A 25,737-nucleotide genomic window follows, 5' to 3' on the forward strand; every position below is an offset into this window, starting at 1 on the left:
CGCCTAAAACCCCAGCGACTGCTGGGCGGGCGGGGGCGGGGCGAGGTTGACGCCTTCGAGCTCCAGCATGCGGGTCTTCGACGTCGAACCACCGGGAGCGGAGAAGCCGCCGATCTTGCCGCCGGCCGCCAGCACCCGGTGGCAGGGAATGATCAGCGCGACGGGGTTCTTCGCCATCGCCTGGCCGACGTCACGGGCAGCTTCCGGCCCGGCGCCGAGCTCTTTCGCCAGCGCGCCGTAGGTGGTCGTCCGGCCCCAGCCGATGCGCCTTGCCGCCGCATAAATCTCCCTGAAAAAAGCATCCTGGCCGGCAAGATCGAGTTCGACGCCAGAAAAATCCGTCTCCTCACCCTGGAAGTAGCGCTTCACTGCCGCGACAGTCTCGAGCACATCCGGCGTCGGCGTACCGGGCAAGCCATCGGGCAGACGACGCAGCAAGAGCTGCTCGGTCGCCTCCGCGGTTTTCGTCGGCAGCTGGAAACGGACGATGCCGGGGTCGCTCCAGGCAATGCCGCAGAAACCACACGCGGTTTCGAAGATGAGATAGTGGGGTACCGTCTGGGCCATGACACAGCCTCCGCCTTTTCGATTACCACCAAAATCGTACGGGACGGCCGCTGTTTCAACCCGATTCTTGCGCCCTGATATTCTACCTTGCCGACCTATTTTTCGCCCCGTTTTTGGAGCGCGAGGCGGTTAGGATGACCTGACAGGCCAATTCCTGCTGATCCACAGCGTTCTCGGAAAAACCGAATACCACACCGTCGATCGCTGGACGCTTCTCGGCTGAGGGTACCATGCCCGGTGAGGCTTGCGCTTGCCGGATATCCGCGCATAAAGCTGGACGAACCGTTGGGTCGGCAAACGCGGAGCACGACAGCATGGACGTTTCAGAGATCATCATCCCGGGCGATACCCCAGGAACGGAATGGCGGCTGCCAGTGCTGCGCTTCAAGGGTCGCGATCCGAAGGCGCCGAAGATCTATATCCAGGCGGCACTGCATGCCGGAGAAGTGCCGGGAACGGCGCTCCTGCATTTCCTCTGCGAGCGGCTGCGGCGGGCGGAACACCAGGATCGAATCCTGGGCGGCATCACCATCGTGCCGCAGGCCAATCCGATCGGTGCGGCGCAGTCGCATTTCGGTGATTTGCAGGGTCGTTTCGACCTAGGCTCGCGCACCAATTTCAACCGGGATTTCCCGCTGATCTCCATTGCCGATCGGGCGACGCTGATCGAAGAGCTCGACGATTACCCGGCTACCGACAGGTTGAAGCGGCAGCTTCTGCATATGGCGCTCGGCGCCGATCTCGTCCTCGACCTGCATTGCGACGACGAATCGCTGCAATATGCCTATATCGACGAGGCTTTCTGGCCGGAGGCGTCCGATCTCGCCGCCGCGCTCGACATGGAGGCCGTGCTGCTGTCGGATGGCGAAAGCTCCGCCTTCGAGGAGGCTGTCGGCTTTGCATGGAAATATGAAATCCCCGGCGAACGACGGTCCATGCTGCCGGGCAGGCTTTCGGTCACAGTCGAGCTGCGCGGCAAGCGCGACGTCGATCCGGCGCTGGCGAAGCGGGATGCGGACGGGCTCTGGCGTTTCCTCGCAGCACGCGGGATCGTCAGCGACGAACCGGTGGCGCCGGCCGCGTTTGCCGGCCCGGCCGCGCCGCTCGACAATGTCGAGATCATCCGGGCTCCCGAAGGGGGCGCCGTGCTCTTCCATCGCACGATCGGCGACAGGGTTGTGGAGGGCGAGTGTCTGGCGACGATCATCACCCGGCCGGGGCAGGTTGATGGCAGCATCGATTTGCAGGCGCCGCAGGACGGGCTGATCCTGACCCGGACGTCGGACCGGCTGGTGCGGCGGCGCGGCGATCTGATGAAGATCGTCTGCGCCGGGCCCAGCAAGACGTCGCGCGAGGCCGGCACGCTGGAGAGCTAAGGCGGCGCTGCCGGGGATAAGCCTCGCATGGCGTTTGCGCCGGCCTTCGCGCATGCTATTCCGCTGCCATTACACGGAGATCGATCAGGCATGGCCGTTACCATCTATGGCATCAAGAATTGCGACACGATGAAGAAGGCCCGCAGCTGGCTGGAAGATCACGACGTCGCCTATGAATTTCACGATTACAAGGCGCTCGGCATCGACCGCGCCCATCTCGAGGGCTGGGTCGACCAGGCCGGCCTCGACGCCGTGCTCAACCGCGCCGGCACGACATTCCGGAAACTGCCCGATGCCGAGCGCGAGAACCTCAGCCGAGAGAAAGCCATCGCGCTGATGCTCGGCCAGCCGTCGATGATCAAGCGGCCGGTGCTGGAGGCGAAGGACAAGCTGGTAATCGGTTTCAAGCCGGAAATTTACACCAGCACATTTGGCGGCTGACGGCGTCGTATGTCCAAGACCACACGCGCGACACAGGTTCTTTCCAAGGCCGGTCGCCTTCACCGTCCATACCTATGATTACGACCCCGGCGCCGAGCGCGTCGGGCTGCAAGCGGCCGAGGCTTTGGGCGAAGCACCGCATCGGGTGTTGAAGACGCTGATGGCGGAGCTGGACGGCAAGCCGGTCTGCGTCGTGGTGCCGTCGGACCGCGAAGTCAGCATGAAGAAGCTCGCCAGCGCCTTTGGCGGCAAGTCGGCCAACATGATGAAGCCTACCGATGCCGAGCGGCTGACAGGCTATCATGTCGGCGGCATCAGCCCCTTCGGCCAGAAGAAGATCGTGCCGACGGCGATCGAGGAGACCGCCTTTGTTGAACCGCTCGTCTATATCAATGGCGGACAGCGCGGGCTGCAGGTGCGGCTCGACCCGAAGGACGCGCTGGCGGTGTTGAAGGCCGTCAGCGCGCCATTGATCGCCTGATCACAGGAAACGCGCGAGCAAGGCCGAGATGCTCTTTGCTTCGCTTTCGGTGAGCCTGCAGCCGATATGGCTCTCGATCGATTTGGCATAGACCGCCCACATGCGTTCGCGGAGCTGCCGGCCGGCTTCGGTGATGACAACCCAGCGACCGCGTCCATCGTCCGTGAAGACTTCGCGCCGGACGAGCCCCTCTCCTTCCAGACGGTCGATAAGGCGGGAAAGATTATACTGCGCAAGCAAAGTCCGCTCTTCGATCTCATAGGGGCGCAGCCTGCCATCATCGGCGCGCGCCAGTTCCCACAGCACGTCATACCAGGAAAGCGGCGGCATGCCGGCCGCTTTCAACTCGGCTTCGATGGCGGCAAGCAAGCGCTCGCGGGCGCGCATGATGCTCGTCCAGGCACGGGTGGTGGCTTCGCTCGGTTTCGGGATATCCTTCATAAATGCAATTACATCTATCTTGAATTCCGCCGCAAGTGATATTAGATGCATTTGCATGGAATAACCAGGAGATCTCCATGAGCAGCCTTACTCTCATCAGCCATCATCTCTGCCCCTATGTGCAGCGCGCCGCGATTACGCTTCTTGAAAAGGGCGTGCCATTCGAGCGCATCAACATCGATCTCGCTAACAAACCGGATTGGTTCCTGAAAATTTCGCCGCTCGGCAAGGTGCCGCTGCTGCGGATCGAGGAGGAGGACGGCAGCGAGGCGGTGCTCTTCGAAAGCAGCGTCATCTGCGAATACCTGGAGGAAACGCAGGCGGGCGCCGCCCTGCATCCGGACGATCCGCTCACTCGCGCCCGCCACCGCGGCTGGATGGAATTCGGCTCATCCGTGCTTTCCGATCTCTGGGGTTACGAAACGGCGCAGGACGCGCTTCAGCTCGAAGCCAAGCGCAAAGCCCTCATCGCCAAATTCGCAACGATCGAGAGCGCGCTGACCGACGGGCCTTATTTCGCGGGCAGCAGCTTCAGCCTCGTCGACGCCGTCTTTGCCCCGGTCTTTCGCTATTTCGACCTCTTCGACACGCTCGGCGACAGCGGCATATTCGATGGGTTGGAGCGGGTGAAGCGCTGGCGCAAGGCTCTTTCCGCGCGTGCGAGTGTCCGGGCGGCTGTCGGCACTGATTACCCGCAGCGGCTGATGGAATTCCTCGACAAACACTCCTCGATCCTGCTCAGGCAGTCTGCCGCAGCGTAAAGGCCTTGTAAGCGGCCGGACAAGACCGGCCGCTTAATTCGGCAGCGGCACACTTCATTTTCGCCGCAAACGGGTCTAAGTCTTCCAGCTTTCCCATCGATGACAGAAAGCAGGTCGAACCATGACTTTCATGCCCCAAAGCCAGAACGCCGTTGATCCCGTCAAGCTGGAGAAGCTTGCGGAAGTCGCCGTCAAGGTCGGCCTTCGGCTGCAGAAAGGTCAGGATCTGGTCGTCACCGCGCCGGTCGTGGCGCTGCCGCTCGTGCGGCTGATCACCAAACAGGCCTATCAGGCCGGTGCGGGATTGGTGAGCGCCTTCTATTCCGACGAGGAAACGACGCTGTCGCGCTATCAGTATGGCAGCGACGAGAGCTTCGACCGGGCCTCCGATTGGCTTTATGAGGGCATGGCCAAGGCCTATGCCAATGGGGCGGCCCGTCTTGCGGTTGCCGGCGACAACCCGTTGCTGCTCTCCGAGCAGGATGCCGGCAAGGTCGGCCGCGCCAATCGCGCCACCTCGACGGCCTACAAGCCGGCGCTAGAAAAGATTTCGAATTTCGACATCAACTGGAACATCGTTTCCTATCCCAATCCGTCCTGGGCCAAGGTGGTCTTTCCCGACGATCCGGAGCCGATCGCGATTGCCAAGCTCGCCAGGGCGATCTTTGCCGCCTCGCGCGTCGATGTGGACGATCCCATCGCCGCCTGGGCGGAACACAATGCCAATCTCGCCAAGCGCTCCGCCTGGCTGAACGGCGAGCGCTTCGCCTCGCTGCATTTCAAGGGGCCGGGCACCGATCTGACGGTCGGCCTTGCCGACGGGCATGAATGGCATGGCGGCGCCTCCACCGCCAAGAACGGCATTACCTGCAATCCGAACATTCCGACCGAGGAGGTGTTCACCACGCCGCATGCGCTGCGCGTCGAAGGCCATGTTTCCAGCACCAAGCCGCTGTCGCACCAGGGCACGCTGATCGACAATATCCAGGTGCGCTTCGAGGGCGGGCGGATCGTGGAGGCGAAGGCGTCGCGCGGCGAAGAGGTGTTGAACAAGGTGCTCGATACCGACGAGGGCGCGCGCCGGCTCGGTGAAGTGGCGCTGGTGCCGCATTCCTCGCCGATCTCGGCGAGCGGCATCCTGTTCTACAATACCCTGTTCGACGAAAACGCCTCCTGCCATATCGCGCTCGGCCAGTGCTATTCCAAATGCTTCCTGAACGGCGCGACGCTCAGCCAGGAGCAGATCAAGGCGCAGGGCGGCAATTCCAGCCTGATCCATATCGACTGGATGATCGGCTCGGACAAGGTCGATATCGACGGCCTCAGGCCGGACGGTTCGCGGGTTGCGGTGATGCGGCAGGGCGAATTGGCCTGACCGGCATCGTCGCGCGCTGACTGAGCCAGACGCCGGCGAGCACCATGGCGAAGCCGGCGACCTGGGCCGGCGCCAGGCTCTGGCCGAGCGCAAGCCAGCCGAGCAGGGTCGCGACGACAGGGCTGAGAAAGCCGAGCGAGGCGGCCGCCGAGGGTTCGATGCGCGACAGGCCGCGGAACCAGAGCAGATAGGTGAAGGCTGCGCCGATCAGGCCGAGATAGGCGATACCGGCAATGTTTGCGGCGCTGAGTGCCGGCAGCGCCGGCTCGAGGAAAAGCGCAATGGGCACCAGCAGGATGCCACCTGCCGTCAATTGCCAGGCGGTAAAGGTGAGGTTCGACACCGGCGGCGCCCAGCGGCGCGTCAGCACCGTGCCGAAGGCCATCGAGACGGCGCCGGCAAGACCGGCAGCGATCCCGACGGGATCAAGCGCCGCCTTCGGCGTCAATACCAGTAATCCGACGCCGGCCATGCCGGCAAGACCGGCCAGCACGGCCAGCGGCCGAACCGGCTTGCCGAGGAAAAGCCGCGACAGGGCGATGACGATCAGCGGCTGCACCGCGCCCACCGTTGCGGCAACGCCGCCCGGGAGCCTGTAGGCCGAGACGAAGAGCATCGCCCAGAAGAACGAGAAGTTCAGCGCGCCGAGAATGAAGGCCCTTCCCCACCAGATGCCGAAAGGCAGCTTCCTTACCAGGAGCAGAAGCAGCAGCCCGGCCGGCAGGGCTCTCAGCATCGCGACTGTCAGCGGATACCCTGCCGGAAGGAAGGAGGTGGTGACGATATAGGTGCTGCCCCAGATGGCGGGTGCGAGCGGGGTCATCAGCACATCGGTCAAATATCGGGGATTTGTCTTCATCTCAAGAATCTCTATATCAAGATAAATCCAGGATAGCGGATTTTATCTTGACGTCAAGATATCTACTGTTATCGATGTGGAATGGATGAAGACAAGCAAGATCACGTCGACAGAATCCTGGCGCAATGGCGGCGCGAGCGCCCGGACCTCGACGTCGAGCCGATGGGCATCCTCGGACGCCTGAAGCGCCTCGGCACGCATCTCGGCCGCGAAGTGGAGGCGGTGCTGCTGAAGCACGGGCTTTCCACCTCGTCCTTCGACGTGCTGGCCACCCTTCGCCGTTCCGGCGCGCCTCATCGGCTCTCACCCGGCGAGCTTCTGGAGATGACGATGGTCAGCTCCGGCACGATGACGAACCGCATCGATCAGTTGGAGAAGGCGGGCTTCGTCGAGCGCATCGTCAATCCGGACGACAGGCGCAGCGTGTTGATCGCGCTGACGGATAAGGGGTTCGCGACCGTCGAAGAGGCAGTCGGCGCCCATGTCGCCAACCAGCAGCGGCTGACGCGCAATCTGACCGCCGAGGACAAGGCCGCGTTCGACCGGCTGCTCAAGAAGTTTCTGTCGGATTTCGAGTAGTTCGAGCGTTTCTACAAGGCAGCGGAGTGGTGGACATGGATACTCGGGGCAAGCCCGAGTATGACGGAGGGTGGGGAAGCACCATGGGCAAGAGGCGAGACGCCTGGGGTAATTCCAGCAAAATGCGGATTTGCTTGGGAATCGCGTAACTAAAACACGGCAATTCAACAAAACCACCTGCGCGCTCGCGCTCCTTGCCACACAGGCTCCTCCACCCTCCGTCGTCCTCGGGCTTGACCCGAGGACCCATGACCACAAGTACCGTATTCGGGCTCACACCGTCGGCCGTCACGGAACTGTACTAGAAAAGGCTACCTTGTTTCGGCGGGTCGCCGGCTTCCTGCTTGGCAGGCCGTTTCTTCAGCGCGACCGGCGGCATGCCGCCTTCGGTGGTGACAGCACCGATGCGGCCGTCGGCGAATTCGATCGAGACCGCAGCGCCGGCCGAAAGACCTGCCGCCTGCGAGACCGGCCTGTCCTCCTCGTCGCGGATGACAGCGTAGCCGCGCTTCAGCACATTCTTATAGGAAAGCGACTGCAGCACCCGATCCTGTGCGGAAAGCTCGGCCCGGGCACGCGTCAACTGGTGGCGAATTGCCGTGTCGGCATGGCGCGAAAGATTGCCGAGGCGCTCGCGGGAGCGGTCGGTTTGCGTCTTCAACCGTGCCGGTAGCGAGGCAAGGACCGCCTCGGCGCGCTGGAGGCGCGATGCCGAACGGTCGATCAGCCGCTCGACCATCCGCTCGGCCCGCACTATCCTTTCATTCAGCCTCTGCCGCCGCTCGGCGATACGATTGGACAGAACATCAGGGCGCAGATGCGCCGCGACACGCTCGAAGCCGCGGCGCTTGTTGACGGTGTTGAGTTCGAGCCCACGGCCAAGGCCGGCCGCCGCCTCGTCGAAACGACGGCGCGGCAAGGCGAGAAGCTGGTCGAGCGAGGGCAAGGCCCGCATCAAACCACGGACGGACTGGCGGCGCTGATCCATCTGCCGGCTCATGCAGCCCTGCAGGCGGGCAGCAAGGGCCGCAAGCTGCGCCTCGAGCTCCGCCTTGACGGGCACGGCCATTTCCGCCGCCCCGGTCGGCGTCGGGGCGCGGATATCGGCGGCATAATCGATCAGCGTCCAATCGGTTTCGTGACCGACGGCCGAGATCAGCGGGATCCGGGTTTCGGCCGCCGCGCGCACGACGATCTCGTCGTTGAAACTCCAGAGATCTTCCAGGCTGCCGCCGCCGCGCGCGACGATCAGCACATCAGGGCGGGCAATCGTACCTCCCGGCTCCAGCCCATTGAAGCCGCGGATGGCGTTGGCCACCTCCTCGCCGGACCCCTCGCCCTGAACCTTCACCGGCCAGACGAGGACATGCACGGGAAATCGGTCGGAGATCCGGTGCAGGATATCGCGGATCACGGCGCCGGTCGGCGAGGTGACGACACCGATCACCTTGGGCATGAAGGGCAGCCGCTTCTTGCGGGCGGCATCGAACAGGCCCTCGGCGCCGAGCTTGCGTTTGCGCTCCTCGATCAGCGCCATCAGCGCGCCGGCGCCGGCCGGCTCCAGCGTCTCGATGACGATCTGATATTTCGAGGAGCCCGGAAAGGTGGTGACCTTGCCGGTGGCGATCACCTCCATGCCCTCTTCGGGACGGAACTTCAGCCGCGAGAAGGTGGTCTTCCAGATGACGGCGTCGATGCGGGCGCGATCGTCCTTCAGGGCGAAATAGGCGTGACCCGAGGAGTGCGGCCCACGATAGCCTGATATCTCGCCGCGCACGCGAACCTGATCGAAGGCCGTTTCGACGGTCCGCTTGATCGAGCCGGAAAGCTCCGAAACCGAATATTCGGCAAGGTTGGTCGGCGAATCGCTGTCGAAGAGGTTGCTCATCGCTTCTTTCTATGTCGATCGGCGGCAAACAGGAAGGTCGCGATCGCGCCAAGGCCGGTTTCTCCCGGCGGTCGAGCCGATGGTGAAGAGACTCCGTAGAACGGGCGCTGATCCACGTCCATCCTACAGGCGGTCGTGGCGCGCCAAAACAAACGCAACAATCGAGTAAACCTGTTTCGCGGGGGAACGCTTAATTAGACTATGCGTTTCAGTCGAAAGGGATTGCTAACCACCGCAATGCAAAGGCTTTTCGGCCGATATGACCGGTAAATCTTTGTTAGGTGGCGCTTCCTATGCTTCCCCTCGTTCTCTTCGGGAAGGTGCTGAAATGATTATTCTCACAGCAGCAGCATTAGGCATCAGCGCCGCACAAATGCGCTCGGCCGCAGCGATCGCATTGATCGCCGCGCTGATCGGAATCACCTTCGCGCTGGCGGCGATAACCTCGCCCGGGCCGGTGTCCCTGCTGGGGCTCCTCTTTGCCATTCTCGGCTACAATGGCGGCCTGATCCTTTACGTGCTCGGCCTCTATGCCCATGCGCGCTTTCGCGCGCCGCGTGTTTCCCATTAGAGCCTTTCCTGGTTAGATTGAAGCATTTTGTTGGCTCAAACGGAGTCGGATGGTCGACCGGCCGGCGCGCGTCGTAGCCCAGCTCTACGGCCAAGCCGACCGGTCGAGCAGCCGGCCCGTTTCAGCCAACCCTCCCGCAGATTTGCCTGGCAAATCTGCGAGATTCAGAATCGCCGGACGCACTGATCGCTTCGCCACGGCGAAGCGGTGCGGCCGGTGGGCCGGGCATCTCTAGCCAGGATCAGAGGCGATCGGCTCGGACGTACCTTGGGGTATGCCCATCGCCAATCGCCTCTGCCCTGACGAAAACCTGCTCCGGCAGAATGCTTCGATCTAACCAGGAAAGGCTCTAACGATTTGCCCTCACGATGATCGCCGGCGTCAATTCGTCGCCGGCCGATAACGAAAGAACTGGACAGCCGCATCCGCCGCTTTCGAAACCGGCTCCAGATAGGACGGAATATTTCCTTTGCCGAGCTGCGCATAGAGGCCGCCCGGCTTTAGTTTCGCGAGCTGCCGTGTCTGCGGATCACCAGGGCAGAAGGCAAGCGTCGTGATGCCTGCCCCCTTCAGAAAAGCTTCCGCCTCCTGCGGCTCAGCCATGCCGATATGCAACTCCGTCAGCATGCCGCCCTGATTGCGGTGATAGGGGGCCGAAAGAACTCGGTTTTGCGTAAATCGGAGAATTGCGACGCCCATTTCCGATGGCGCGGAGACGACGCCGACAGGCAGACCGGCAAGCGGCGCCAGTGCCTCTCGCGATGCACAGGTCTTTTCCTTTGCCGGTTCCGACGCCTTCTTCTGCGCCTCATTCTGCATCTGCAGCGAGATCAGCCCACCGCCGACGGCCCAGGCGGCGGGGACGCTTGCCAGCACCGTCATCACATAGACGAAGGCAACAGCGACATTTTCGCTGTCACTGTTGGAGATCCGCCTGAGATCGATGATCAGCAGGGCAAGCGGCAGGATGGAGATGAGATTGGAGAAGGTCGAGCCACGCACCTGGACGAGCGCGATCGCCCAGCTGATTGCAAGCAGGAACAGCAGAACAAGGTGAATCTGCACGCGGTCGCGCTGAACGATGCGGAAGATGCAGACGGCGATGCCGAAAAGACCGGCCGCATAAAAGGCGCCGATATCGAAAGCTTCGCCGCGCGCCAAAGCGAAGATCGACTTCGCCTCGGAGACATTCCGCAGCCAGAGTTCGACGAGCATGGGATCGAGCCCGGCCAGCGGATCGCTCAGGCACTGCGGCGCGATCACGACAGCCGAACCGAGGACGCCGGCGCCGATGACGGCGAGCGCCGCAAAGCGCAGCGGCGTGGTGAGGCCGCTCGCAAACATCGCGCAAAATAGCAGAAGCCCGCCGCCGATCGCCGCCAGACTGTAATAACCGAGCGAGAGATTGTCGCAGGTGACCATCGAATAGAGCCGCGGCGGCACCGTTGCGAAGAAGAGCATGCTGATCATCATCGCCAGCGCAAGTCCGAAGGACTGGGCGGCGACGGCGAAATCCTTGCCCTCCCATGCCCAGAGAACGGCGACCGTCAGGCAGACGGCGGCAACGAAGGGCGTCGTCTCGGCGCCGATGGCGATGGCGATGGCGGCCGCAATGCCGGCAACCGCGTAGCTCCAGCCGCGACGGTTGGGATCCAGCAGCATCGCCGTCATTGTCGCGACCAGCGCCAGTTGCGCATTGTGATGGTCGATGGCGCCCGGCGCGAACCGGTTTCCGGTATAGATCGCGAGCGCGGTCAGCCCGAGACTGATATGCATCCCGGCAACGCCGCCGATGCGCCGGCCGGCAACGGCCATGGCGAGCATGGCGGGCAGGATGAGCGATATGGGCCAGATGCCGAGCGCGATCGCCTCGGCCGTCTCACGCGGCACAAACAGGCCGAAGAACCAGATCAGCGAAGCGATCGGCAGGTCGATCAACCGCGACCAGTGCATCAGCGTGCCGCCATTGAGGCCGAGACGATATTGCATCAGATCGAACCAGCCCTGGCCGGCGAGAAAATCGCGCACCTCGACGAGGCGCATGCCATCGTCATTGTCGGGGCCGACGTAATCGGTAGCGCCATAGAGCCCGGTGACAACGATGACCGCGGCAAGAATGACGCTATAGGCGATGACGGTCGGCCACAGACGCATCAGAAGGCCGCGGATGCCGCCGCTTGGGATATCGGTCGCGGATGATGTGTTGGTGATCGGCTGTACGGCGTTCATCGTGGTTAGCGGTTCGTTTCCGGATGGCCGAACCTTAGCCGCCGCCGATCAAGAAAGTGTAAAGCCGGCTGCCGGCGCGGCCGATTTTGCCTTCGTCATAGGGTCTTATTAACGCTGCATGATTTAGGCTGGTGGCGGCTTTCAGTGTAACGAGTAGAGTCATGGCCCGATCGCGTACCAATCACCCGGACATTGCCGTCCTGCTTCCCTGTTATAATGAAGCGGCAACGATCGGCTCTGTGGTGCAGGGCTTCCGGGCAACGCTGCCGGATGCCGCGATCCACGTCTACGACAATAATTCCACCGACGGAACCGCGCTGCAGGCGATGCTGGCCGGCGCGCATGTCGTGCGCGAGCGGCGGCAGGGCAAGGGTCACGTCGTTCGCCGAATGTTCGCCGACATCGAGGCCGACATCTACATCATCGCGGACGGCGACGGAACTTATGCGCCAGGCGATGCCGAGGAGTTGGTGCGCACGCTTCTGACCGAGCGCGCCGACATGGTTGTCGGAACCCGGCGCGGCGTGCATGCCGATGCCGGCCGTCAGGGCCACGCGTTCGGCAACCGGCTTTTCAACCTGCTCTACCGGACGATCTTCGGTCCTGATTTCACCGATATCTTTTCCGGCTACCGCGCCTTTTCGCGCCGTTTCGTCAAGAGCTTCCCGGCCGTATCGGGCGGCTTCGAGATCGAAACCGAGATGTCGGTGCATGCCTCGCGGCTGAAGCTGCCGGTCAGCGAACTTGAACTGGATTATGGCCGCCGGCCGGAAGGCTCGCACTCCAAGCTTTCAACGTTCCGCGACGGCGCCAAGATTCTCTGGATGTTTGCGATGCTGATGAAGGAAACCCGGCCCTTCGCCTTCTTCAGCGCGATCAGCGGTCTCTTCATGCTGGCGAGCCTCGGCTTCATGACGCCGGTGCTGGTGGAATATTTCGAGACGGGTCTCGTCAGCCGCATGCCGACCTGGGTTCTATCGACCGCGCTGATGATGATCGCCTTCATGCTGTTCACCGCCGGCGTCATCCTGGATTCCGTCGCCCGCGCCCGCGCCGAGCAACTGCGCATCCACTATATGAGCCTGGAAACGCCAAGTGCCGCCAAGCTGCCGGATCGCCAGCCGGCGCCGGCGCTCCGCGCCGGCCGCGGCAAGGCTGATGCAGCGTGAAGAAGCTTATCCGTTTCGCGATTGCCGGCGGCATCGGCTTTCTCGTCGATGCAGGTGTGCTGTCGGCGCTGCTCGATTTGACGCCGCTCGGGCCTTTCCTGGCCCGGCTTATCGCGATCGCCTTCGCAATGGCGGCGACCTGGGCTTTCAACCGGAACTTCACCTTCGATCGCTCCGGCCGCTCGCTCGCCGCCGAAGGCTTCCGCTACGGCTCGGTCGGCGTCACGGCGGCGCTCGTCAATTACGGGCTTTATTCCGCGCTGCTGCTTTCGCTGCCAGGGCTTCAGCCGCTTGCGGCGATGGTGGTTGCCAGCGTCGCCGCGATGGTCTTCAGCTTCTTCGGCTATTCGCGCTTCGTTTTCCGCGCGTGATCATCAGACCGCCTCCCAGCCGTCCTTCTCGCTGGCGCGATAGATCGCATCGATGACCTTCTGGTTCAGCTTCGAATTTTCGAGCGTGACGATCTCTTCCTTGCCGTTCTTTACCGCCCGAGCGAAAGCCTCGACCTCGCGCCTGTACTGGCGATTGTCCTGGAAGCGGAAGATGCGTGATTCATTGTGGCTGCGATCGGCAAGTTCGATCTCTTCCGGCCCCCAGCGATTGGCGTTGAACGGCGACTTGACCTCGATGTAACCGTCGGTGCCATGGAAAACCATGATCTGGCGGTTGGCCATCTGCGTCGAGACATAGAAGCTCAGCTCGAAATCGTCGAAGTCGGCCTTGACGCTCGAATAGATATCGGTGCCGAAATCCGGATCGCGCTCGGTAATCGCCTGGATCCGGAGCGGCTCCTTGCCGGTGGAGAAACGCGTGCTCATGACGGGATAGACGCCGATATCGGGAAGGCCGCCACCGCCGAGCTCGGGGATGTTGCGCATGTTGGCGGCATCGCGATTGAAATAGGTGAAGGCGCCCTGCACATGCCGGAGCGAGCCGATCGCGCCCTCATCGACCAGCGAGCGCACCTTCTGCCAGACCGGCGAATAGGTGATCATATAGGCTTCCGTGACCACCACCTTATTGCGGTCGCGAGCAGCGATCACCGCGTCGATATCGCCGGCCTTCAGCGCCAAGGGCTTTTCGCAGAGCACATGCTTGCCGGCATCGGCTGCTTTGATCGACCATTCGATATGCTGCGAGGTCGGCAGCGGGATATAGACGGCGTCGATGACATCGGAGGCCAGCATTTCCTCATAGGAGCCGAAGGCATGCGGCACGGAGAAGCGGTCGGCCATCTCCCTTGCGCGCGCGAGATCCCGGCTCGCAATCGCCGTGACGACACAATTTTCCGCGTCCTGGATAGCGGGAACGACATTGTCGCGACCGATCTTCGCCGTCGAAATGATACCTAAACGCAGCATGTCCAAACCTCCCGGAACTGATGTCCGCGAACCATATTCAGGGCTTCGCTGCGGCGCAATGGTGCGACATGAAATCACGGAAGTTTGGTTTCCCGGATGCCGGGATCGCGCTACTTTACTTCAGGCGGCGTTCTGCCGTATCCGCGATTTCACTCACCTAACGATTTTGGAGAGCGTCATGGAAATGCGCCAGCTCGGAAAAACAGGTCTTTCGGTCGCGCCGATCGTCATCGGCGGCAATGTCTTCGGCTGGACGGCCGACGAGAAAACATCCTTCGCCGTTCTCGATGCCTTTTTCGATGCGGGGCTGAACGCAATCGATACGGCGGATGTCTATTCCTCCTGGGTTCCGGGCAACAAGGGCGGCGACTCCGAGGAGATCATCGGGCGCTGGCTGAAGCAGGCGAGGATTTCGCGCGACCAAGCCGTCATCATCACCAAGGTCGGTTCGGATATGGGGCGGGGAAAGACGCTGAAGGCGAGCTATATTCTGAAGGCAGTCGAAGCGTCGCTAAGCCGGTTGCAGACCGACTACATCGACCTCTATCTCTCGCACTGGCCGGATGCCGATACGCCGCACGAGGAAACGCTCGGCGCCTATGCCAAGCTGAAAGCGCGGGGCAAGGTCCGCGCCATCGGCTGCTCGAATTATGATGCGGGGCTGCTGCAAGCTTCCTTCGACGCTGCCGAAAAGGCCGGTCTGCCGCGTTACGACGTGCTGCAGCCGGAGTATAACCTCTATGAGCGGTCAAGCTTCGAGGGGCCGCTCGCCGAGCTTTGCGTCAAGGAAAATATTGGCGTCATCACCTATTTCAGCCTCGCGGCCGGCTTCCTCACCGGCAAATACCGCAGCAAGGCCGATACCCAGGGCCGCGCCCGCGAGGGCCGGGTTTCGCAATATCTCGACGAAAACGGGCTGCGCATTCTCGCCGCGCTCGACAAGGTGTCTGCCGAGACCGGCGCCAAGCCCGCGGAAATCTCGCTTGCCTGGCTCTTGCGCAAGAAGGGTGTGACGGCGCCGATCGCCAGCGCCACCAACCTTTCGCAGCTCGAAAGCCTGGTGAAAGCGGCGACACTTTCGCTTTCCGATGACGCGATGGCGTTGCTCGACGAAGCCAAGCGCTGAGAGAACAGGACGATGACCATGACGATACGCGATGCCCGCCCCGAAGACGAAACCCGCTGGCGCCAACTCTGGGCGGCCTATCTCGCCTTTTACCAGGTGACCGTCGATGCGGATATCACCGACCAGACATGGCGCCGGGTCTTCGATCCGGCCTCGGCGATCGCCATGCGCGTCGCCGAGATCGACGGCAGGATCATGGGCTTTGCGCTCTATCTCACCCATGAGGGCACGTGGATTCGCGGCAGGGACTGCTATCTCGAAGACCTGTTCGTCGATCCCGAGGCGCGCGGCAGGGGCGTCGGCCGGGCGCTGATGGACGATCTCATCGCGCTCGGCAAGGCGAGAGGCTGGTCGCGGCTTTATTGGCATACGAGTGAAAACAACAAGACCGCCCGGGCGCTCTATGACAGCTATGTCGAGAGCGACGGCCACATCCGCTATCGCATCAGCCTCTGAGCGCGGGAAATCCTTCGTAGAAAGCGCCATGATCGCCCTCCCAGTTCGCCATGCCCGGCTTGGTGAGGATGCCGCGCGGGCTGACATAGCTCTGGATGATCCGCTTCGGCCGTTCGTGCCACTGGATATTGAAGGCCCAGAGCTTGGGGAAGAAGCAGAGCGAAGCATAAGGCAGGTGGTCGTGGATCCACCAGGCCAGCCGTTGCCAGTCGCTTTCATCGCGATAGCGGTCGATCATCCACGGCACGGCAATACAGACGGCGGCGCCCATGCAGCCGTCGAAATCCCTGATATCCCAGATGTGATGGGCTGATGTGGCGGCATTGGTCGAGCAGTTCAGCTTGTTCTCGTTGCCGAACCTGTTGACGTCAGGCGAGCGATAGCCGGAGCGGATGTGCAGACGCCCGAAGGTTGCCTCCAGCGGCTCCAGCAATTCCTCGCACAGCCTTTTGCCGGCCTCGATCGCCAGATCGGGATCCACGGGAATGTTGGGGATGCGGTAGAAATCGGCGATTTCGGAATGCAGGAAATCGCGGAAGAAGAAGTTTCGCGACAACCGCACGCGACCAAGATCCTCCAGACCTTTCCTCGAACCCGGCTTCCGCATCATTTTTTTCTCCCAACGTCAACAGCGGGATGATCGCCCGGCGGAGATTTCCAGTCCACCCGAAATCCATCGGGAACAATTTGCGCGATCCTTGCTTCTTAATGTGTCGCCGCGTTCGCGGCCTTTCCCAAAACAAGGATCGAGAAAATGGCCAAGGAAAAAACGTTGGAAGATCTCTTCTACGACACGCTCAAGGATATTTACTTCGCCGAGCGGCAGATATTGCGCGCCCTGCCGAAGATGGCGCGCGCCGCCCAGTCCTCCGATCTGAAGGCGGGCTTCCAGAAGCATCTCGAGGAAACCGAAGCCCATGTCGAGCGCCTGCAGCAGGTGTTCGAAAAGATCGGCAAGCGCGCCCAGGGCAAGACCTGCGAGGCGATCCAGGGCATTATCGCCGAAGGCGAGGAAATCATGGAGGAGTTCAAGGGCACGCCGGCGCTGGATGCCGGCCTGATCTCGGCAGCTCAGGCGGTCGAGCATTATGAAATCGCCCGTTACGGTACGCTGAAAACCTGGGCTGCAACGCTCGGCCTCAAGGATGTCGTCAGCCTGCTCGATCAGACGCTGCAGGAAGAGACGGCCACCGACAAGAAACTCTCGCAGCTCGCCACCACCGCGGCGAACCAGAAGGCGAAGGCCGCCTGATCCATATGAAAGGGTGGCCGTCTACCGGCCACCCTTATCCGTCTCCGCATATCTGAAGAAGTCAATGAAGGCGCGCAGCGCCGGCCGCATCTGCCGCCGGCTCGGATAATAGACGAATGGGCCGGGATAGGGCGCGCACCAATCCTCCAGCACCCGCACCAGTCTGCCGGCTGCCAGTTCGTCATGAACCCGCATGTCGAAGAGATAGGCGAGGCCGGCACCGTTTAGCGCCGCAAGCATGGCCAGCCGGTCCTCGCTGACAACAAGCGGCCCATCGACGGCAACAACCAGTTCCCGGCCGTCCTTTTCGAATTCCCAGCGATAGATGAAGCCGTTGGTGAAGCGCCGTTTGATGCAGCGGTGATGGACAAGATCGCGCGGATGCTCCGGCTTCGGGTAGCGCTCGAAATAGTCCGGCGAGGCCGCGATGACAGTCGTCAGCTTGGGCGAGATCCTGACCGCGATCATATCGGCCTCGAGGCTCTCCTCCAGCCGGATGCCGGCGTCGAAACCTTCCCGGACAATATCGGTGAAACCGTCCTCATTGGCGATCTCCAGAGTGATGTCGGGGTAGAGATTGAGAAAATCGCCGAGGCGCGGGGCGAGCAAAATATCGGAGGCGAAGCGCGGCGCGGTGATGCGCAGATTTCCAGCGGGCTTGCCGCGCGTATCTCTGACGGCCTCCAATGCAACATCGATCTCCTCCAGCGCCGGGCGGAGCCTTTCGAGGAGCAGGCGGCCCTCCTCCGTCGGCGCGACGCTGCGGGTGGTGCGCGCCAGAAGTCTGACGCCCAGGCTTTCCTCAAGGCTCGCGATCGCATGGCTGATGGCCGACGGCGCGACGAGGAGTTCCCTGGCCGCTGCACGAAAACTGCGATGCTCGGAAACGGCGGCGAGAACGGCGAGTTGCGAGAGCTGAGTTCTGTTCATTGATCGAAATGATAGAACAGGCCGTTAGAATCTGCATGCATTTTCTGATCGATGCCCCGCCGATATCATCTGCCCGTACGCAACGATATCCTCAGCGGTTCACAATCAGCTCAGAACAAGGAGCGCAGCATGAAAACCCGGAAACTCGGAAACGATCTCACCGTCTCAGCCGTCGGCCTCGGCTGCATGGGCATGAGCTTTGCCTATGGCGCCAGCGATGAAGCGGAATCGATCCGGACGCTCAATCGCGCCGTCGATCTCGGCGTCACCTTCTTCGACACTGCCGAAGTCTACGGTCCTTTCACCAACGAGGTCCTCCTCGGAAAAGCGCTGAAGCCGTTTCGCGACCGCGTGGTGATCGCCACCAAATTCGGCTTCAAGATCGATACCAGTAAGGCAGGCGCTGCCGCCATCGCCGGCGTCGACAGCCGCCCCGAACATGTCAGGGCAGTTGCCGAGGCTTCGCTGAAACGTCTCGGCATCGAGACCATCGACCTGCTTTACCAGCACCGGGTCGACCCCAACGTGCCGATCGAGGAGACTGTCGGCGTCATGGCCGAGTTGGTGATGGAAGGCAAAGTCCGCGCACTCGGACTTTCGGAAGCCGGCAGCGCCACCATCCGCCGGGCGCATGCGGTCCATCCGATCGCAGCGCTTCAGAGCGAATATTCGCTCTGGACTCGCGATCCCGAAGAGGACGTGCTTGCCACCTGCCGTGAACTCGGCATCGGCTTCGTGCCCTACAGCCCGCTCGGCCGCGGTTTCCTGACGGGAGCGATCCGTAAGGCCGACGATCTCGCCGCCGACGATTTCCGCCGGCAGGTGCCGCGTTTCCAGGCCAAAAATTTCGATGCCAACGCCGCCCTCGTTACAGCGCTCGAGCAGCTTGCGGCCAGGAAGGGTGTGACGGCCGCGCAGCTGGCGCTGGCCTGGGTGCTGAGCCAGGGCGACGACATCGTGCCGATCCCCGGCGCCCGCAAGCTTCAGCATCTCGAACAGAACGCCGCCGCTGCCGATATCACGCTCAGTGCAGCCGAACTGCAGCAGCTCGGCGAAGCGATCCCCGCCGCACAGGTGGCGGGAAAACGCTATTCGGACGCCTCGCTTGCGATGACGAATCTGTAATCGAAGAAGCCCGGCCTGATGCAATCGGCCGGGCTTGTCTTCCGGTCCGGCGAAACTATCTAACGTCATCTCGGAGAACGGGATGGAAACATGTCGGACAGGCAGGCAGTCGAACAGACGGTTCATCTCTATGTCGAAGGCATGGCCTTCGCCAATGCGGCAGCCTTGAAGAAGGCCTTTCACCCGCAAAGCTCGATCATCGGCTATTACCAGAATGCCATCGAATGGCTGACGCGGGACGAATTCATCACCGCGATCATGGCGGAGGAACCGGCTCCGCCCGGCACGCAGCCCTTCATGGATATCCAAAGCGTCGATGTCGAAGGTGACGCGGCGAGCGTCAAGGTCACCGACGATTTCGCCGGAATGCGCTTTACCGACTATCTCTCACTACTGAAGATCGACGGCCGATGGGTCATCGTCAGCAAGCTCTACCATCTTCACACTTGAAAGAGCCGGTCGCGCCAACGACCGGTTCTCTGTTTTAGGCGAAGATTGGCGGGATCAGCTTCTGAGAACGCCGCCGGTGAACTTCGCGACGCTCGCGACGATCTTCTGCGTCAGCGCTTCGAAATCCTCATCCGTCAGCGTGCGCTCGACCGGTTGGATCTGAACCTCGATCGCCACCGACTTCTTGCCTTCGCCGACAGACGCACCTTCGAAGATGTCGAAGACGTTGACGCCGGTGACGAGCTTGCGGTCTGCCCCGGTCGCAGCCTTGATGATGGCGCCCGATTCAACCGTCTTGTCGACGACGAAGGCGAAGTCGCGCTTGACCGCCTGGAAGGGCGACAATTCCAGCGCCGGCTTGGTGCGGGTCGCCTTCTTCTTCGGCTCGGCCATCGCGTCGAGATAGACCTCGAAGCCGCAGAGAGCGCCGGAGACATCGAGCGCTTCCAGGGTCAGCGGGTGGAATTCACCGAAGTAACCGAGCACCACCTTCGGCCCCATCTTGATCGTGCCGGAGCGGCCGGGATGATACCATTCCGGGCCGCCCTGCTCGATCTGGATATTGCCGATCGGCAATCCGCAAGCTTCGATGACGGCGAGCGCATCGGCCTTGGCGTCGAAGACGTCGACCGGTTTGCCGCCGCCCTTCACTGCATTCGACCACATGCGGCCTCCGCCGGCGAGCGAGGCGGTGCCGCGGCGGATGCCGCCGGCAACGCGGCGCTGACCGTCCGGTCGGTCATTCTCATAGGTGCCCGAGACCTCGAAAATCGCCACGTCGCCATAGCCCTTGTCGGCATTATGCTGGGCCGCCGTCAGCAGGCCCGGCAGCAGCGAGGGACGCATATCGGACATTTCGGCGGCGATCGGATTGGCAAGCTTGAGGGCCGGCGCACCGCCGCCGAAGAGCTTCGCCTGATCTTCCGGAATGAAGGACCAGGTGACGGCCTCCAGCATGCCGCGCGAGGCAAGCGCGCGCTTGGCCGCGCGGGTGCGGATCTGCAGCGTCGTCAGGATTCTGCCGTTAACGGCGGCATGGCTTTCAAGCGGCGCCGGCTTGATCTTGTCGACGCCGTGGATGCGCATGACCTCCTCGACGAGATCGGCCTTGCCGTCGACATCGGGGCGCCACGACGGAACGGACACGGAAACGCGTTCGCCGGAGCCGGAAACCTTGAAGCCGAGGCGGGCGAGTATCGCATTGCTCTCCTCCGTCGAGACGTCCAGGCCCGTCAGGCGCTTGACCTCGGAATAAGGGAAATCGATGACCTTCGGCTCGTGCCCCTTATAGCCGACGACCTCGGCGCGCGCGGCCGTGCCGCCGCAGAGCTCAAGCACCAGTTCCGTCGTGCGTTCGAGACCGGGAACCATATATTCCGGATCGACGCCGCGCTCAAAACGGTAGCGGGCATCGGTGATAATACCCAGGCTGCGGCCCGATTTGGCGATGTTCATTGGGTCCCAGAGGGCCGATTCAATCAGCACGTCGACGGTGTTCTCGTCGCAGCCGGAGTGTTCGCCACCCATGATGCCGCCGATCGATTCGATACCGTCTTCATCGGCGATGACGACGTTGCTCGGACCGAGCTTGTATTCGCGCTGGTCGAGCGCCAGCACAGTCTCGCCTTCCCTGGCGCGGCGGACAGTAAGATTGCCCGTCACCTTGGCGGCGTCGAAGACGTGCATCGGCCGACCCTGGTCAAAGGTCATATAGTTGGTGATATCGACCAGCGCATTGATGGGCCGCAGGCCGATGGCGATCAACCGCTGCTGCATCCAGCGCGGGCTCGGGCCGTTCCTGACGCCGCGCACGAGGCGGAGCGAAAAGCCGGGGCAGAGTTTCGGATCGTCGAGATCGAGCATCAGCTTGACCGGCGTCTCGCCTTCGACGGAAAATGACGGCGCGGTCCGTGTCTTCAGCGTGCCGAGACCGGAGGCGGCGAGATCGCGCGCGATGCCGTGGATCGAGGTGCAGTCGGGCCGATTGGGCGTCAGATTGATCTCGATCACCGGGTCGTCCAGATGCGCATAGGCGGCATAACTTTTTCCAACCGGCGCATCGTCGGGCAGATCGATGATGCCGTCGTGATTGTCGGAGATCTGCAGTTCCTTTTCGGAGCACATCATGCCGCGGCTTTCGACGCCGCGGATATTGCCGACGGCAAGCGTCGTGTCGATACCAGGAACATAGGTCCCGGGTGCGGCGAAGGCGCCGATAAGGCCAGCGCGCGCATTCGGGGCGCCGCAAACGACCTGGATCGGCGAACCGGCGCCGGTATCGACCATCAGTACCTTCAGGCGATCGGCCTGCGGATGTTTTTCCGCCGAGACAACTCTAGCGATGACGAAGGGCTTGAATGCCGCCTTGTCGTCGACATCCTCCACCTCTAGCCCGATCTCGGTCAGGCGGGTGCAGATTTCATCGAGCGTGGCATCCGTTTCCAGATGCTCTTTCAGCCAGGAGAGCGTGAATTTCATCGTCCCAAATCTCCGTTCAAGCGCTGAGGCCGCCGAACAGCGTCGGCATGTCGAGCGGGCGGAAGCCGTAATGCGTCATCCAGCGGACGTCGGCGTTGAAGAAGTCGCGCAGGTCGGGCATGCCGTATTTCAGCATGGCGATGCGGTCGAGGCCCATGCCCCAGGCAAAACCCTGATATTCGTCCGGATCAAGGCCGCCGTAGCGCAGCACGTTCGGATGGACCATGCCGCAGCCGAGAATCTCCATCCAGTCGGTGCCTTCGCCGAATTTGACGATCGGGCCGGAGCGGTCGCACTGGATATCGACCTCGAAAGAGGGTTCGGTGAAGGGAAAGAAGGACGGGCGGAAGCGCATCGTCACGCTGTCGACTTCGAAGAAGGTCTTGCAGAACTCCTCGAGCACCCAGCGGATATTGGCGACATTGGCCTTCTTGTCGATCACCAGGCCTTCGACCTGATGGAACATCGGCGAATGCGTGGCGTCCGAGTCCTGGCGATAGGTCTTGCCCGGAATAATGATGCGGATCGGCGGCTTCTGCGCCTCCATGGTGCGCACCTGCACCGGCGAGGTATGGGTGCGCAGCACCTTGCGCTCGCCATTCTCGTCCGGATTGAAGAAGAAAGTGTCGTGCATCTCGCGAGCCGGATGGCCTTCGGGGAAATTCAGCGCCGTGAAATTATAGTAGTCGGTCTCGATATCGGGGCCTTCGGCAATCGAGAAGCCCATATCGGCGAAGATTGCGGTAATCTCGTCGACGATCTGGCTGATCGGGTGGATGCGGCCGCGCTCAGCCGGCGAGGAGCGCACCGGCAGGCTGACATCGACCGTTTCTGCCTTGAGGCGGGCGTTGACCGCCGCCATTTTCAGCACCGACTTGCGTTCGGCGATGGCGTCCGTCACGGCATTCTTCAGGGCGTTGATCGCAGCACCCCGGCTCTGGCGCTCCTCCGGCGTCATCGCGCCGAGCGTCTTCAAGAGTTCCGAGACCGAGCCCTTCTTGCCCAGCGCAGATACGCGCACGGCCTCCAGGGCGGCCTCGTCATTGGCGGCGGCGATTTCCGCGAGCAGCGATGAGTTGAGCTGGTCGATATCTGACATTGTCACTTCTTTCCGTCCAGTATCAGGCGGGGATCGGGAGGCAGGCGGCGCCGACCGGCGCAAGGGATATAAAGAAAGAAAAACCCGCGCTAGCCCAAACCAGCGCGGGTTTCCCAAAATTCGAAAAGCATAGAGCCTGGGAAGCGCTGGTTAACGAACCGCGCCTTCAAACTCGTTGGCCGTACCGGTTTCCTTGAGGTACTCAAGGGCCTTCTTGGCAGCATTGACGAGCGCGCCGAATGCTTCCGGCTCGTGGATCGCCATGTCGGAGAGAACCTTGCGGTCAACTTCGATGCCGGCCTTGTTCAGGCCGTCGATGAAGCGGCCGTATGTCAGGCCGAATTCGCGGACAGCGGCGTTGATGCGCTGGATCCAGAGCGCACGGAAGTTGCGCTTGTTAACCTTGCGGTCGCGGTAAGCGTACTGCTTCGACCGGTCGACGGCGGCCTTGGCGGCGCGGATGGTGTTCTTGCGGCGGCCGTAAAAGCCCTTGGCGGCCTTCAGAACCTTCTTGTGCTTGGCGTGGGCGGTGACGCCTCTTTTTACACGTGCCATATCATGATCTCCTTAAATCTAGCGTTCGCGGACGAGTCTCAGAGACCGTTCGGCAGGTAATTCTTGATAACCTTGCGGCCATCCGGTTCTGCGAGAACCATGGTGCCACGTGCATCGCGAATGAACTTGTTGGTACGCTTGATCATGCCATGGCGCTTGCCGGCAGCGGCAGCCTTGACCTTGCCTGTCGCGGTGATCTTGAACCGCTTCTTGGCGGAGGACTTCGTCTTCATCTTGGGCATTTTGCTACTCCTTCTGTCCTCCCTGCGCGCTTCATCAAAAAAGCCCTCTCGCGAAGTCCGGTTCTCCGGCCGTCGCAACAAGGTGCGGGAGCGTTTGTTGTTGATCTGCGGCTTCGGCGACGAACCGTTCCGCAAGCATTCGAAACTGCCACGGCATGCCCTGCCGGTCAGTTCGGACGCGCGCTTATAACCGCAGCGTCATGAAAGTGCAACGGGGCCGCGGAGGATTCTTCGCCAGCCCGGAGGCGGGACTGCCAAAAGCACAAAAGCCGCCCTTGCGGACGGCCTTGGGCGAAAAAGTATCTGGCGCTTACTTCGGCGCCAGCACCATCATCATCTGGCGGCCTTCGAGCTTGGGCTCGGCTTCGACCTTGGCGATCTCGGTCGTATCGGCCTTGACCTGCTGCAGAAGCTTCATGCCGAGTTCCTGGTGGGCCATTTCACGGCCGCGGAACTTCAGCGTCACCTTGACCTTGTCACCCTCGTCGAAGAAGCGGCCCATCGCCTTCATCTTCACCTCATAATCATGGGTGTCGATATTCGGGCGCATCTTGATTTCTTTGACTTCGACGATCTTCTGCTTCTTGCGCGCCTCGGCAGCCTTCTTCTGGTTGGCATATTTCAGCTTGCCCAGATCGAGGATCTTGCACACCGGCGGTTCGGCATTGGGGGAAATTTCGACGAGATCGAGGCCGGCTTCTTCTGCCATTCTCAAGGCCTGGTCGGTGGGCACGATGCCCATATTCTGTCCGTCAGCCGCGATCAGCTGAACTTTGGGAATGCGGATTTCACGGTTCGAGCGCGGGCCGTCCTTCACGGGCGCATCGGTCTTAAAAGGTCTGCGAATGGTCGTATTCTCCTCGCGTTGTTTCCGGAATGTTGCAGCCGCGCGCTCCCGATCAGGGTGCACAAAACGTATCTCGTTATCACTGCAACGGAGTCGATATCATCCTTTAGCGGAAAAATCACCTGCTGTCAGCCTGCCAAGAATCTGTTTTATAGGCCAAAACAACAGGAGTTTCGCCGATGTCCGATCAGATGCCCAATCTTCAGCCGCAGTTCCTGACGGTCGGCGAAGGCGAGGCGGCGCGTGAGATCGCCATGCTGGTGCGCCCGGCGCAAGCCGGCAACAATGTCCCGACGCTCGTTTGGCTATCCGGCTACCGTTCCGACATGAGCGGTACCAAAGCATTGGAACTCGACGGACTGGCTGGCGAAGTCGGTACCGCCTGTATCCGCCTCGACTATTCCGGCCACGGGCTTTCCGGCGGTAGCTTCCGCGACGGCACGATCTCACGCTGGCTGGAGGAGGCGCTGACCGTCATCCACCACGTCGCGCCCAACCGCGTCATTCTTGTCGGCTCCTCGATGGGAGGCTGGATTGCGCTACGGCTGGCACAGGAGCTCGCGCGACCGGACGGCCAGAAGCCAGCCGGCCCAAAACTCGAAGGAATGGTGCTGATCGCGCCGGCGCCCGATTTCACCTCCGAACTAATCGAGCCGAACCTGACGGCCAAGGAGCGCAAGTCACTGGCGGAGCGAGGCTATTTCGAAGAACGCTCGCAATACAGCCCGGAGCCGGACATCTATACCAGAGCGCTGATCGAGGATGGCCGCAAGAACCGCGTGCTCGACGGCATGATCGAGACGGGTTGCCCGGTGCATATTCTCCAGGGCATGAAGGATCCCGACGTGCCACATGCGCACGCGATGAAGCTTGTCGAGCACCTTCCTGCCGACGACGTGGTGCTGACCTTCATCCGCGACGGCGACCATCGCCTGTCCCGGCCCAGCGATATCGCCCTTATTCTGAGCGCCGTCAAAGGTATCATCCGCACCTCCATGGCCGGATAACAACCTGCTGAAACAGATCGCCATCTTGTTGCATTTTAACCATGTCGACGGGTCGCAAGGTCCTCACAAGAA

General features: G+C 62.0%; 27 protein-coding genes and 1 pseudogene. 15 read left to right on the top strand and 13 right to left on the bottom strand.

Features of this window, described 5'->3' with window-relative positions; translation table 11 throughout:
- Nucleotides 1-3: 3 nt before the first annotated feature.
- Nucleotides 4-567, bottom strand: coding sequence for a methylated-DNA--[protein]-cysteine S-methyltransferase (locus tag PYR71_RS03870; protein ID WP_275618285.1), 564 nt, complete (start codon nucleotides 565-567; stop codon nucleotides 4-6).
- A gap of 314 nt (nucleotides 568-881) precedes the next feature.
- Between PYR71_RS03870 and PYR71_RS03875 the strand changes: the two genes are divergently transcribed.
- The 3 genes and pseudogenes from PYR71_RS03875 (at nucleotide 882) to ybaK (ending at nucleotide 2,865) form a co-directional block, all read left to right on the top strand.
- Nucleotides 882-1,943, top strand: a complete 1,062-nt coding sequence (locus tag PYR71_RS03875; protein ID WP_275618286.1) for a succinylglutamate desuccinylase/aspartoacylase family protein — start codon at nucleotides 882-884, stop codon at nucleotides 1,941-1,943.
- Nucleotides 1,944-2,033: 90 nt separating this feature from the next.
- Nucleotides 2,034-2,384 carry an ArsC family reductase gene (locus PYR71_RS03880; protein WP_275618287.1) on the top strand — a complete coding sequence of 117 codons (351 nt, stop codon included), beginning with the start codon at nucleotides 2,034-2,036 and terminating at the stop codon, nucleotides 2,382-2,384.
- 9 nt (nucleotides 2,385-2,393) lie between these two features.
- A pseudogene (ybaK, locus tag PYR71_RS03885) lies at nucleotides 2,394-2,865 on the top strand (Cys-tRNA(Pro) deacylase).
- Here the strand turns inward: ybaK and PYR71_RS03890 are convergent.
- Nucleotides 2,866-3,306, bottom strand: coding sequence for a MarR family winged helix-turn-helix transcriptional regulator (locus PYR71_RS03890; protein WP_246720325.1), 441 nt, complete (start codon nucleotides 3,304-3,306; stop codon nucleotides 2,866-2,868).
- Between the two features lie 77 nt (nucleotides 3,307-3,383).
- Between PYR71_RS03890 and PYR71_RS03895 the strand changes: the two genes are divergently transcribed.
- Nucleotides 3,384-4,067 carry a glutathione S-transferase family protein gene (locus PYR71_RS03895; protein WP_183913987.1) on the top strand — a complete coding sequence of 228 codons (684 nt, stop codon included), beginning with the start codon at nucleotides 3,384-3,386 and terminating at the stop codon, nucleotides 4,065-4,067.
- A gap of 121 nt (nucleotides 4,068-4,188) precedes the next feature.
- A complete protein-coding gene (locus tag PYR71_RS03900; RefSeq protein WP_275618288.1) occupies nucleotides 4,189-5,442 on the top strand; it encodes an aminopeptidase in 1,254 nt (417 codons plus the stop codon).
- Here PYR71_RS03900 and PYR71_RS03905 read toward each other — a convergent pair.
- Nucleotides 5,390-6,301: an EamA family transporter gene (locus tag PYR71_RS03905; RefSeq protein ID WP_275618289.1), complete on the bottom strand. Its 912-nt coding sequence runs from the start codon at nucleotides 6,299-6,301 to the stop codon at nucleotides 5,390-5,392. The two genes, PYR71_RS03900 and PYR71_RS03905, sit on opposite strands and share 53 nt — an antisense overlap.
- Nucleotides 6,302-6,382: 81 nt before the next feature.
- Here PYR71_RS03905 and PYR71_RS03910 point away from each other — a divergent pair, with 81 nt between their 5' ends.
- Nucleotides 6,383-6,880 carry a MarR family winged helix-turn-helix transcriptional regulator gene (locus PYR71_RS03910; RefSeq protein ID WP_097606771.1) on the top strand — a complete coding sequence of 166 codons (498 nt, stop codon included), beginning with the start codon at nucleotides 6,383-6,385 and terminating at the stop codon, nucleotides 6,878-6,880.
- A gap of 301 nt (nucleotides 6,881-7,181) precedes the next feature.
- Here the strand turns inward: PYR71_RS03910 and xseA are convergent, their stop codons facing one another.
- Nucleotides 7,182-8,768 carry an exodeoxyribonuclease VII large subunit gene (gene xseA / locus PYR71_RS03915; protein ID WP_275618290.1) on the bottom strand — a complete coding sequence of 529 codons (1,587 nt, stop codon included), beginning with the start codon at nucleotides 8,766-8,768 and terminating at the stop codon, nucleotides 7,182-7,184.
- A gap of 328 nt (nucleotides 8,769-9,096) precedes the next feature.
- Here xseA and PYR71_RS03920 point away from each other — a divergent pair, with 328 nt between their 5' ends.
- Complete coding sequence (locus PYR71_RS03920) at nucleotides 9,097-9,339, top strand: hypothetical protein (protein ID WP_183914662.1); 243 nt, start codon at nucleotides 9,097-9,099, stop codon at nucleotides 9,337-9,339.
- Between the two features lie 381 nt (nucleotides 9,340-9,720).
- On the opposite strand, the gene PYR71_RS03925 is transcribed toward PYR71_RS03920, so the two are convergent.
- On the bottom strand, nucleotides 9,721-11,568 hold the full coding sequence (locus tag PYR71_RS03925; RefSeq protein WP_275618291.1) for a hypothetical protein: 1,848 nt from the start codon (nucleotides 11,566-11,568) through the stop codon (nucleotides 9,721-9,723).
- Between the two features lie 161 nt (nucleotides 11,569-11,729).
- Between PYR71_RS03925 and PYR71_RS03930 the strand changes: the two genes are divergently transcribed.
- Nucleotides 11,730-12,737: a glycosyltransferase gene (locus tag PYR71_RS03930; RefSeq protein WP_275618292.1), complete on the top strand. Its 1,008-nt coding sequence runs from the start codon at nucleotides 11,730-11,732 to the stop codon at nucleotides 12,735-12,737.
- Entirely contained in the window at nucleotides 12,734-13,108 is a 375-nt protein-coding gene (locus PYR71_RS03935) for a GtrA family protein (protein WP_275618293.1), read from the top strand. Before PYR71_RS03930 ends, PYR71_RS03935 begins: the two co-directional genes overlap by 4 nt.
- Nucleotides 13,109-13,111: 3 nt before the next feature.
- Here PYR71_RS03935 and PYR71_RS03940 read toward each other — a convergent pair whose 3' ends face one another.
- Nucleotides 13,112-14,098, bottom strand: coding sequence for a Gfo/Idh/MocA family protein (locus tag PYR71_RS03940; protein ID WP_275618294.1), 987 nt, complete (start codon nucleotides 14,096-14,098; stop codon nucleotides 13,112-13,114).
- A gap of 178 nt (nucleotides 14,099-14,276) precedes the next feature.
- On the opposite strand from PYR71_RS03940, the gene PYR71_RS03945 reads away from it, so the two are divergent.
- Both PYR71_RS03945 and PYR71_RS03950 read left to right on the top strand, forming a co-directional pair.
- The gene (locus PYR71_RS03945) at nucleotides 14,277-15,224 is read left to right on the top strand and encodes an aldo/keto reductase (protein WP_275618295.1); all 948 of its coding nucleotides are present in this window, start codon (nucleotides 14,277-14,279) and stop codon (nucleotides 15,222-15,224) included.
- 12 nt (nucleotides 15,225-15,236) lie between these two features.
- A complete protein-coding gene (locus tag PYR71_RS03950) occupies nucleotides 15,237-15,680 on the top strand; it encodes a GNAT family N-acetyltransferase (protein ID WP_275618296.1) in 444 nt (147 codons plus the stop codon).
- On the opposite strand, the gene PYR71_RS03955 is transcribed toward PYR71_RS03950, so the two are convergent.
- Entirely contained in the window at nucleotides 15,670-16,287 is a 618-nt protein-coding gene (locus PYR71_RS03955; RefSeq protein WP_275618459.1) for a hypothetical protein, read from the bottom strand. The two genes, PYR71_RS03950 and PYR71_RS03955, sit on opposite strands and share 11 nt — an antisense overlap.
- Nucleotides 16,288-16,434: 147 nt before the next feature.
- Here PYR71_RS03955 and PYR71_RS03960 point away from each other — a divergent pair, with 147 nt between their 5' ends.
- Nucleotides 16,435-16,932 carry a YciE/YciF ferroxidase family protein gene (locus tag PYR71_RS03960; protein WP_183913969.1) on the top strand — a complete coding sequence of 166 codons (498 nt, stop codon included), beginning with the start codon at nucleotides 16,435-16,437 and terminating at the stop codon, nucleotides 16,930-16,932.
- Between the two features lie 21 nt (nucleotides 16,933-16,953).
- Here the strand turns inward: PYR71_RS03960 and PYR71_RS03965 are convergent, their stop codons facing one another.
- A complete protein-coding gene (locus PYR71_RS03965; protein ID WP_275618297.1) occupies nucleotides 16,954-17,862 on the bottom strand; it encodes a LysR family transcriptional regulator in 909 nt (302 codons plus the stop codon).
- Nucleotides 17,863-17,991: 129 nt separating this feature from the next.
- Here PYR71_RS03965 and PYR71_RS03970 point away from each other — a divergent pair, with 129 nt between their 5' ends.
- Nucleotides 17,992-18,987 carry an aldo/keto reductase gene (locus tag PYR71_RS03970; protein WP_275618298.1) on the top strand — a complete coding sequence of 332 codons (996 nt, stop codon included), beginning with the start codon at nucleotides 17,992-17,994 and terminating at the stop codon, nucleotides 18,985-18,987.
- A gap of 90 nt (nucleotides 18,988-19,077) precedes the next feature.
- Nucleotides 19,078-19,437, top strand: a complete 360-nt coding sequence (locus tag PYR71_RS03975; protein ID WP_183913962.1) for a nuclear transport factor 2 family protein — start codon at nucleotides 19,078-19,080, stop codon at nucleotides 19,435-19,437.
- A gap of 54 nt (nucleotides 19,438-19,491) precedes the next feature.
- Here the strand turns inward: PYR71_RS03975 and pheT are convergent, their stop codons facing one another.
- From pheT to infC, 5 genes are all read right to left on the bottom strand, one after another.
- The gene (gene pheT, locus PYR71_RS03980; protein WP_275618299.1) at nucleotides 19,492-21,915 is read right to left on the bottom strand and encodes a phenylalanine--tRNA ligase subunit beta; all 2,424 of its coding nucleotides are present in this window, start codon (nucleotides 21,913-21,915) and stop codon (nucleotides 19,492-19,494) included.
- Between the two features lie 16 nt (nucleotides 21,916-21,931).
- Complete coding sequence (pheS, locus tag PYR71_RS03985; RefSeq protein WP_275618300.1) at nucleotides 21,932-23,014, bottom strand: phenylalanine--tRNA ligase subunit alpha; 1,083 nt, start codon at nucleotides 23,012-23,014, stop codon at nucleotides 21,932-21,934.
- A gap of 150 nt (nucleotides 23,015-23,164) precedes the next feature.
- Nucleotides 23,165-23,569, bottom strand: coding sequence for a 50S ribosomal protein L20 (gene rplT, locus PYR71_RS03990; protein WP_004673860.1), 405 nt, complete (start codon nucleotides 23,567-23,569; stop codon nucleotides 23,165-23,167).
- Between the two features lie 38 nt (nucleotides 23,570-23,607).
- Nucleotides 23,608-23,811 (bottom strand): 50S ribosomal protein L35, encoded by a 204-nt coding sequence (gene rpmI, locus PYR71_RS03995; protein WP_003570998.1) that lies wholly within the window; start codon nucleotides 23,809-23,811, stop codon nucleotides 23,608-23,610.
- 310 nt (nucleotides 23,812-24,121) lie between these two features.
- On the bottom strand, nucleotides 24,122-24,658 hold the full coding sequence (gene infC, locus PYR71_RS04000; RefSeq protein ID WP_077991295.1) for a translation initiation factor IF-3: 537 nt from the start codon (nucleotides 24,656-24,658) through the stop codon (nucleotides 24,122-24,124).
- Between the two features lie 179 nt (nucleotides 24,659-24,837).
- On the opposite strand from infC, the gene PYR71_RS04005 reads away from it, so the two are divergent.
- Complete coding sequence (locus PYR71_RS04005; protein ID WP_275618301.1) at nucleotides 24,838-25,665, top strand: alpha/beta hydrolase; 828 nt, start codon at nucleotides 24,838-24,840, stop codon at nucleotides 25,663-25,665.
- Nucleotides 25,666-25,737 lie beyond the last annotated feature (72 nt).

Origin of the sequence: Rhizobium mulingense, from assembly GCF_029194105.1 — a bacterium.
Taxonomy (GTDB): domain Bacteria; phylum Pseudomonadota; class Alphaproteobacteria; order Rhizobiales; family Rhizobiaceae; genus Rhizobium; species Rhizobium mulingense.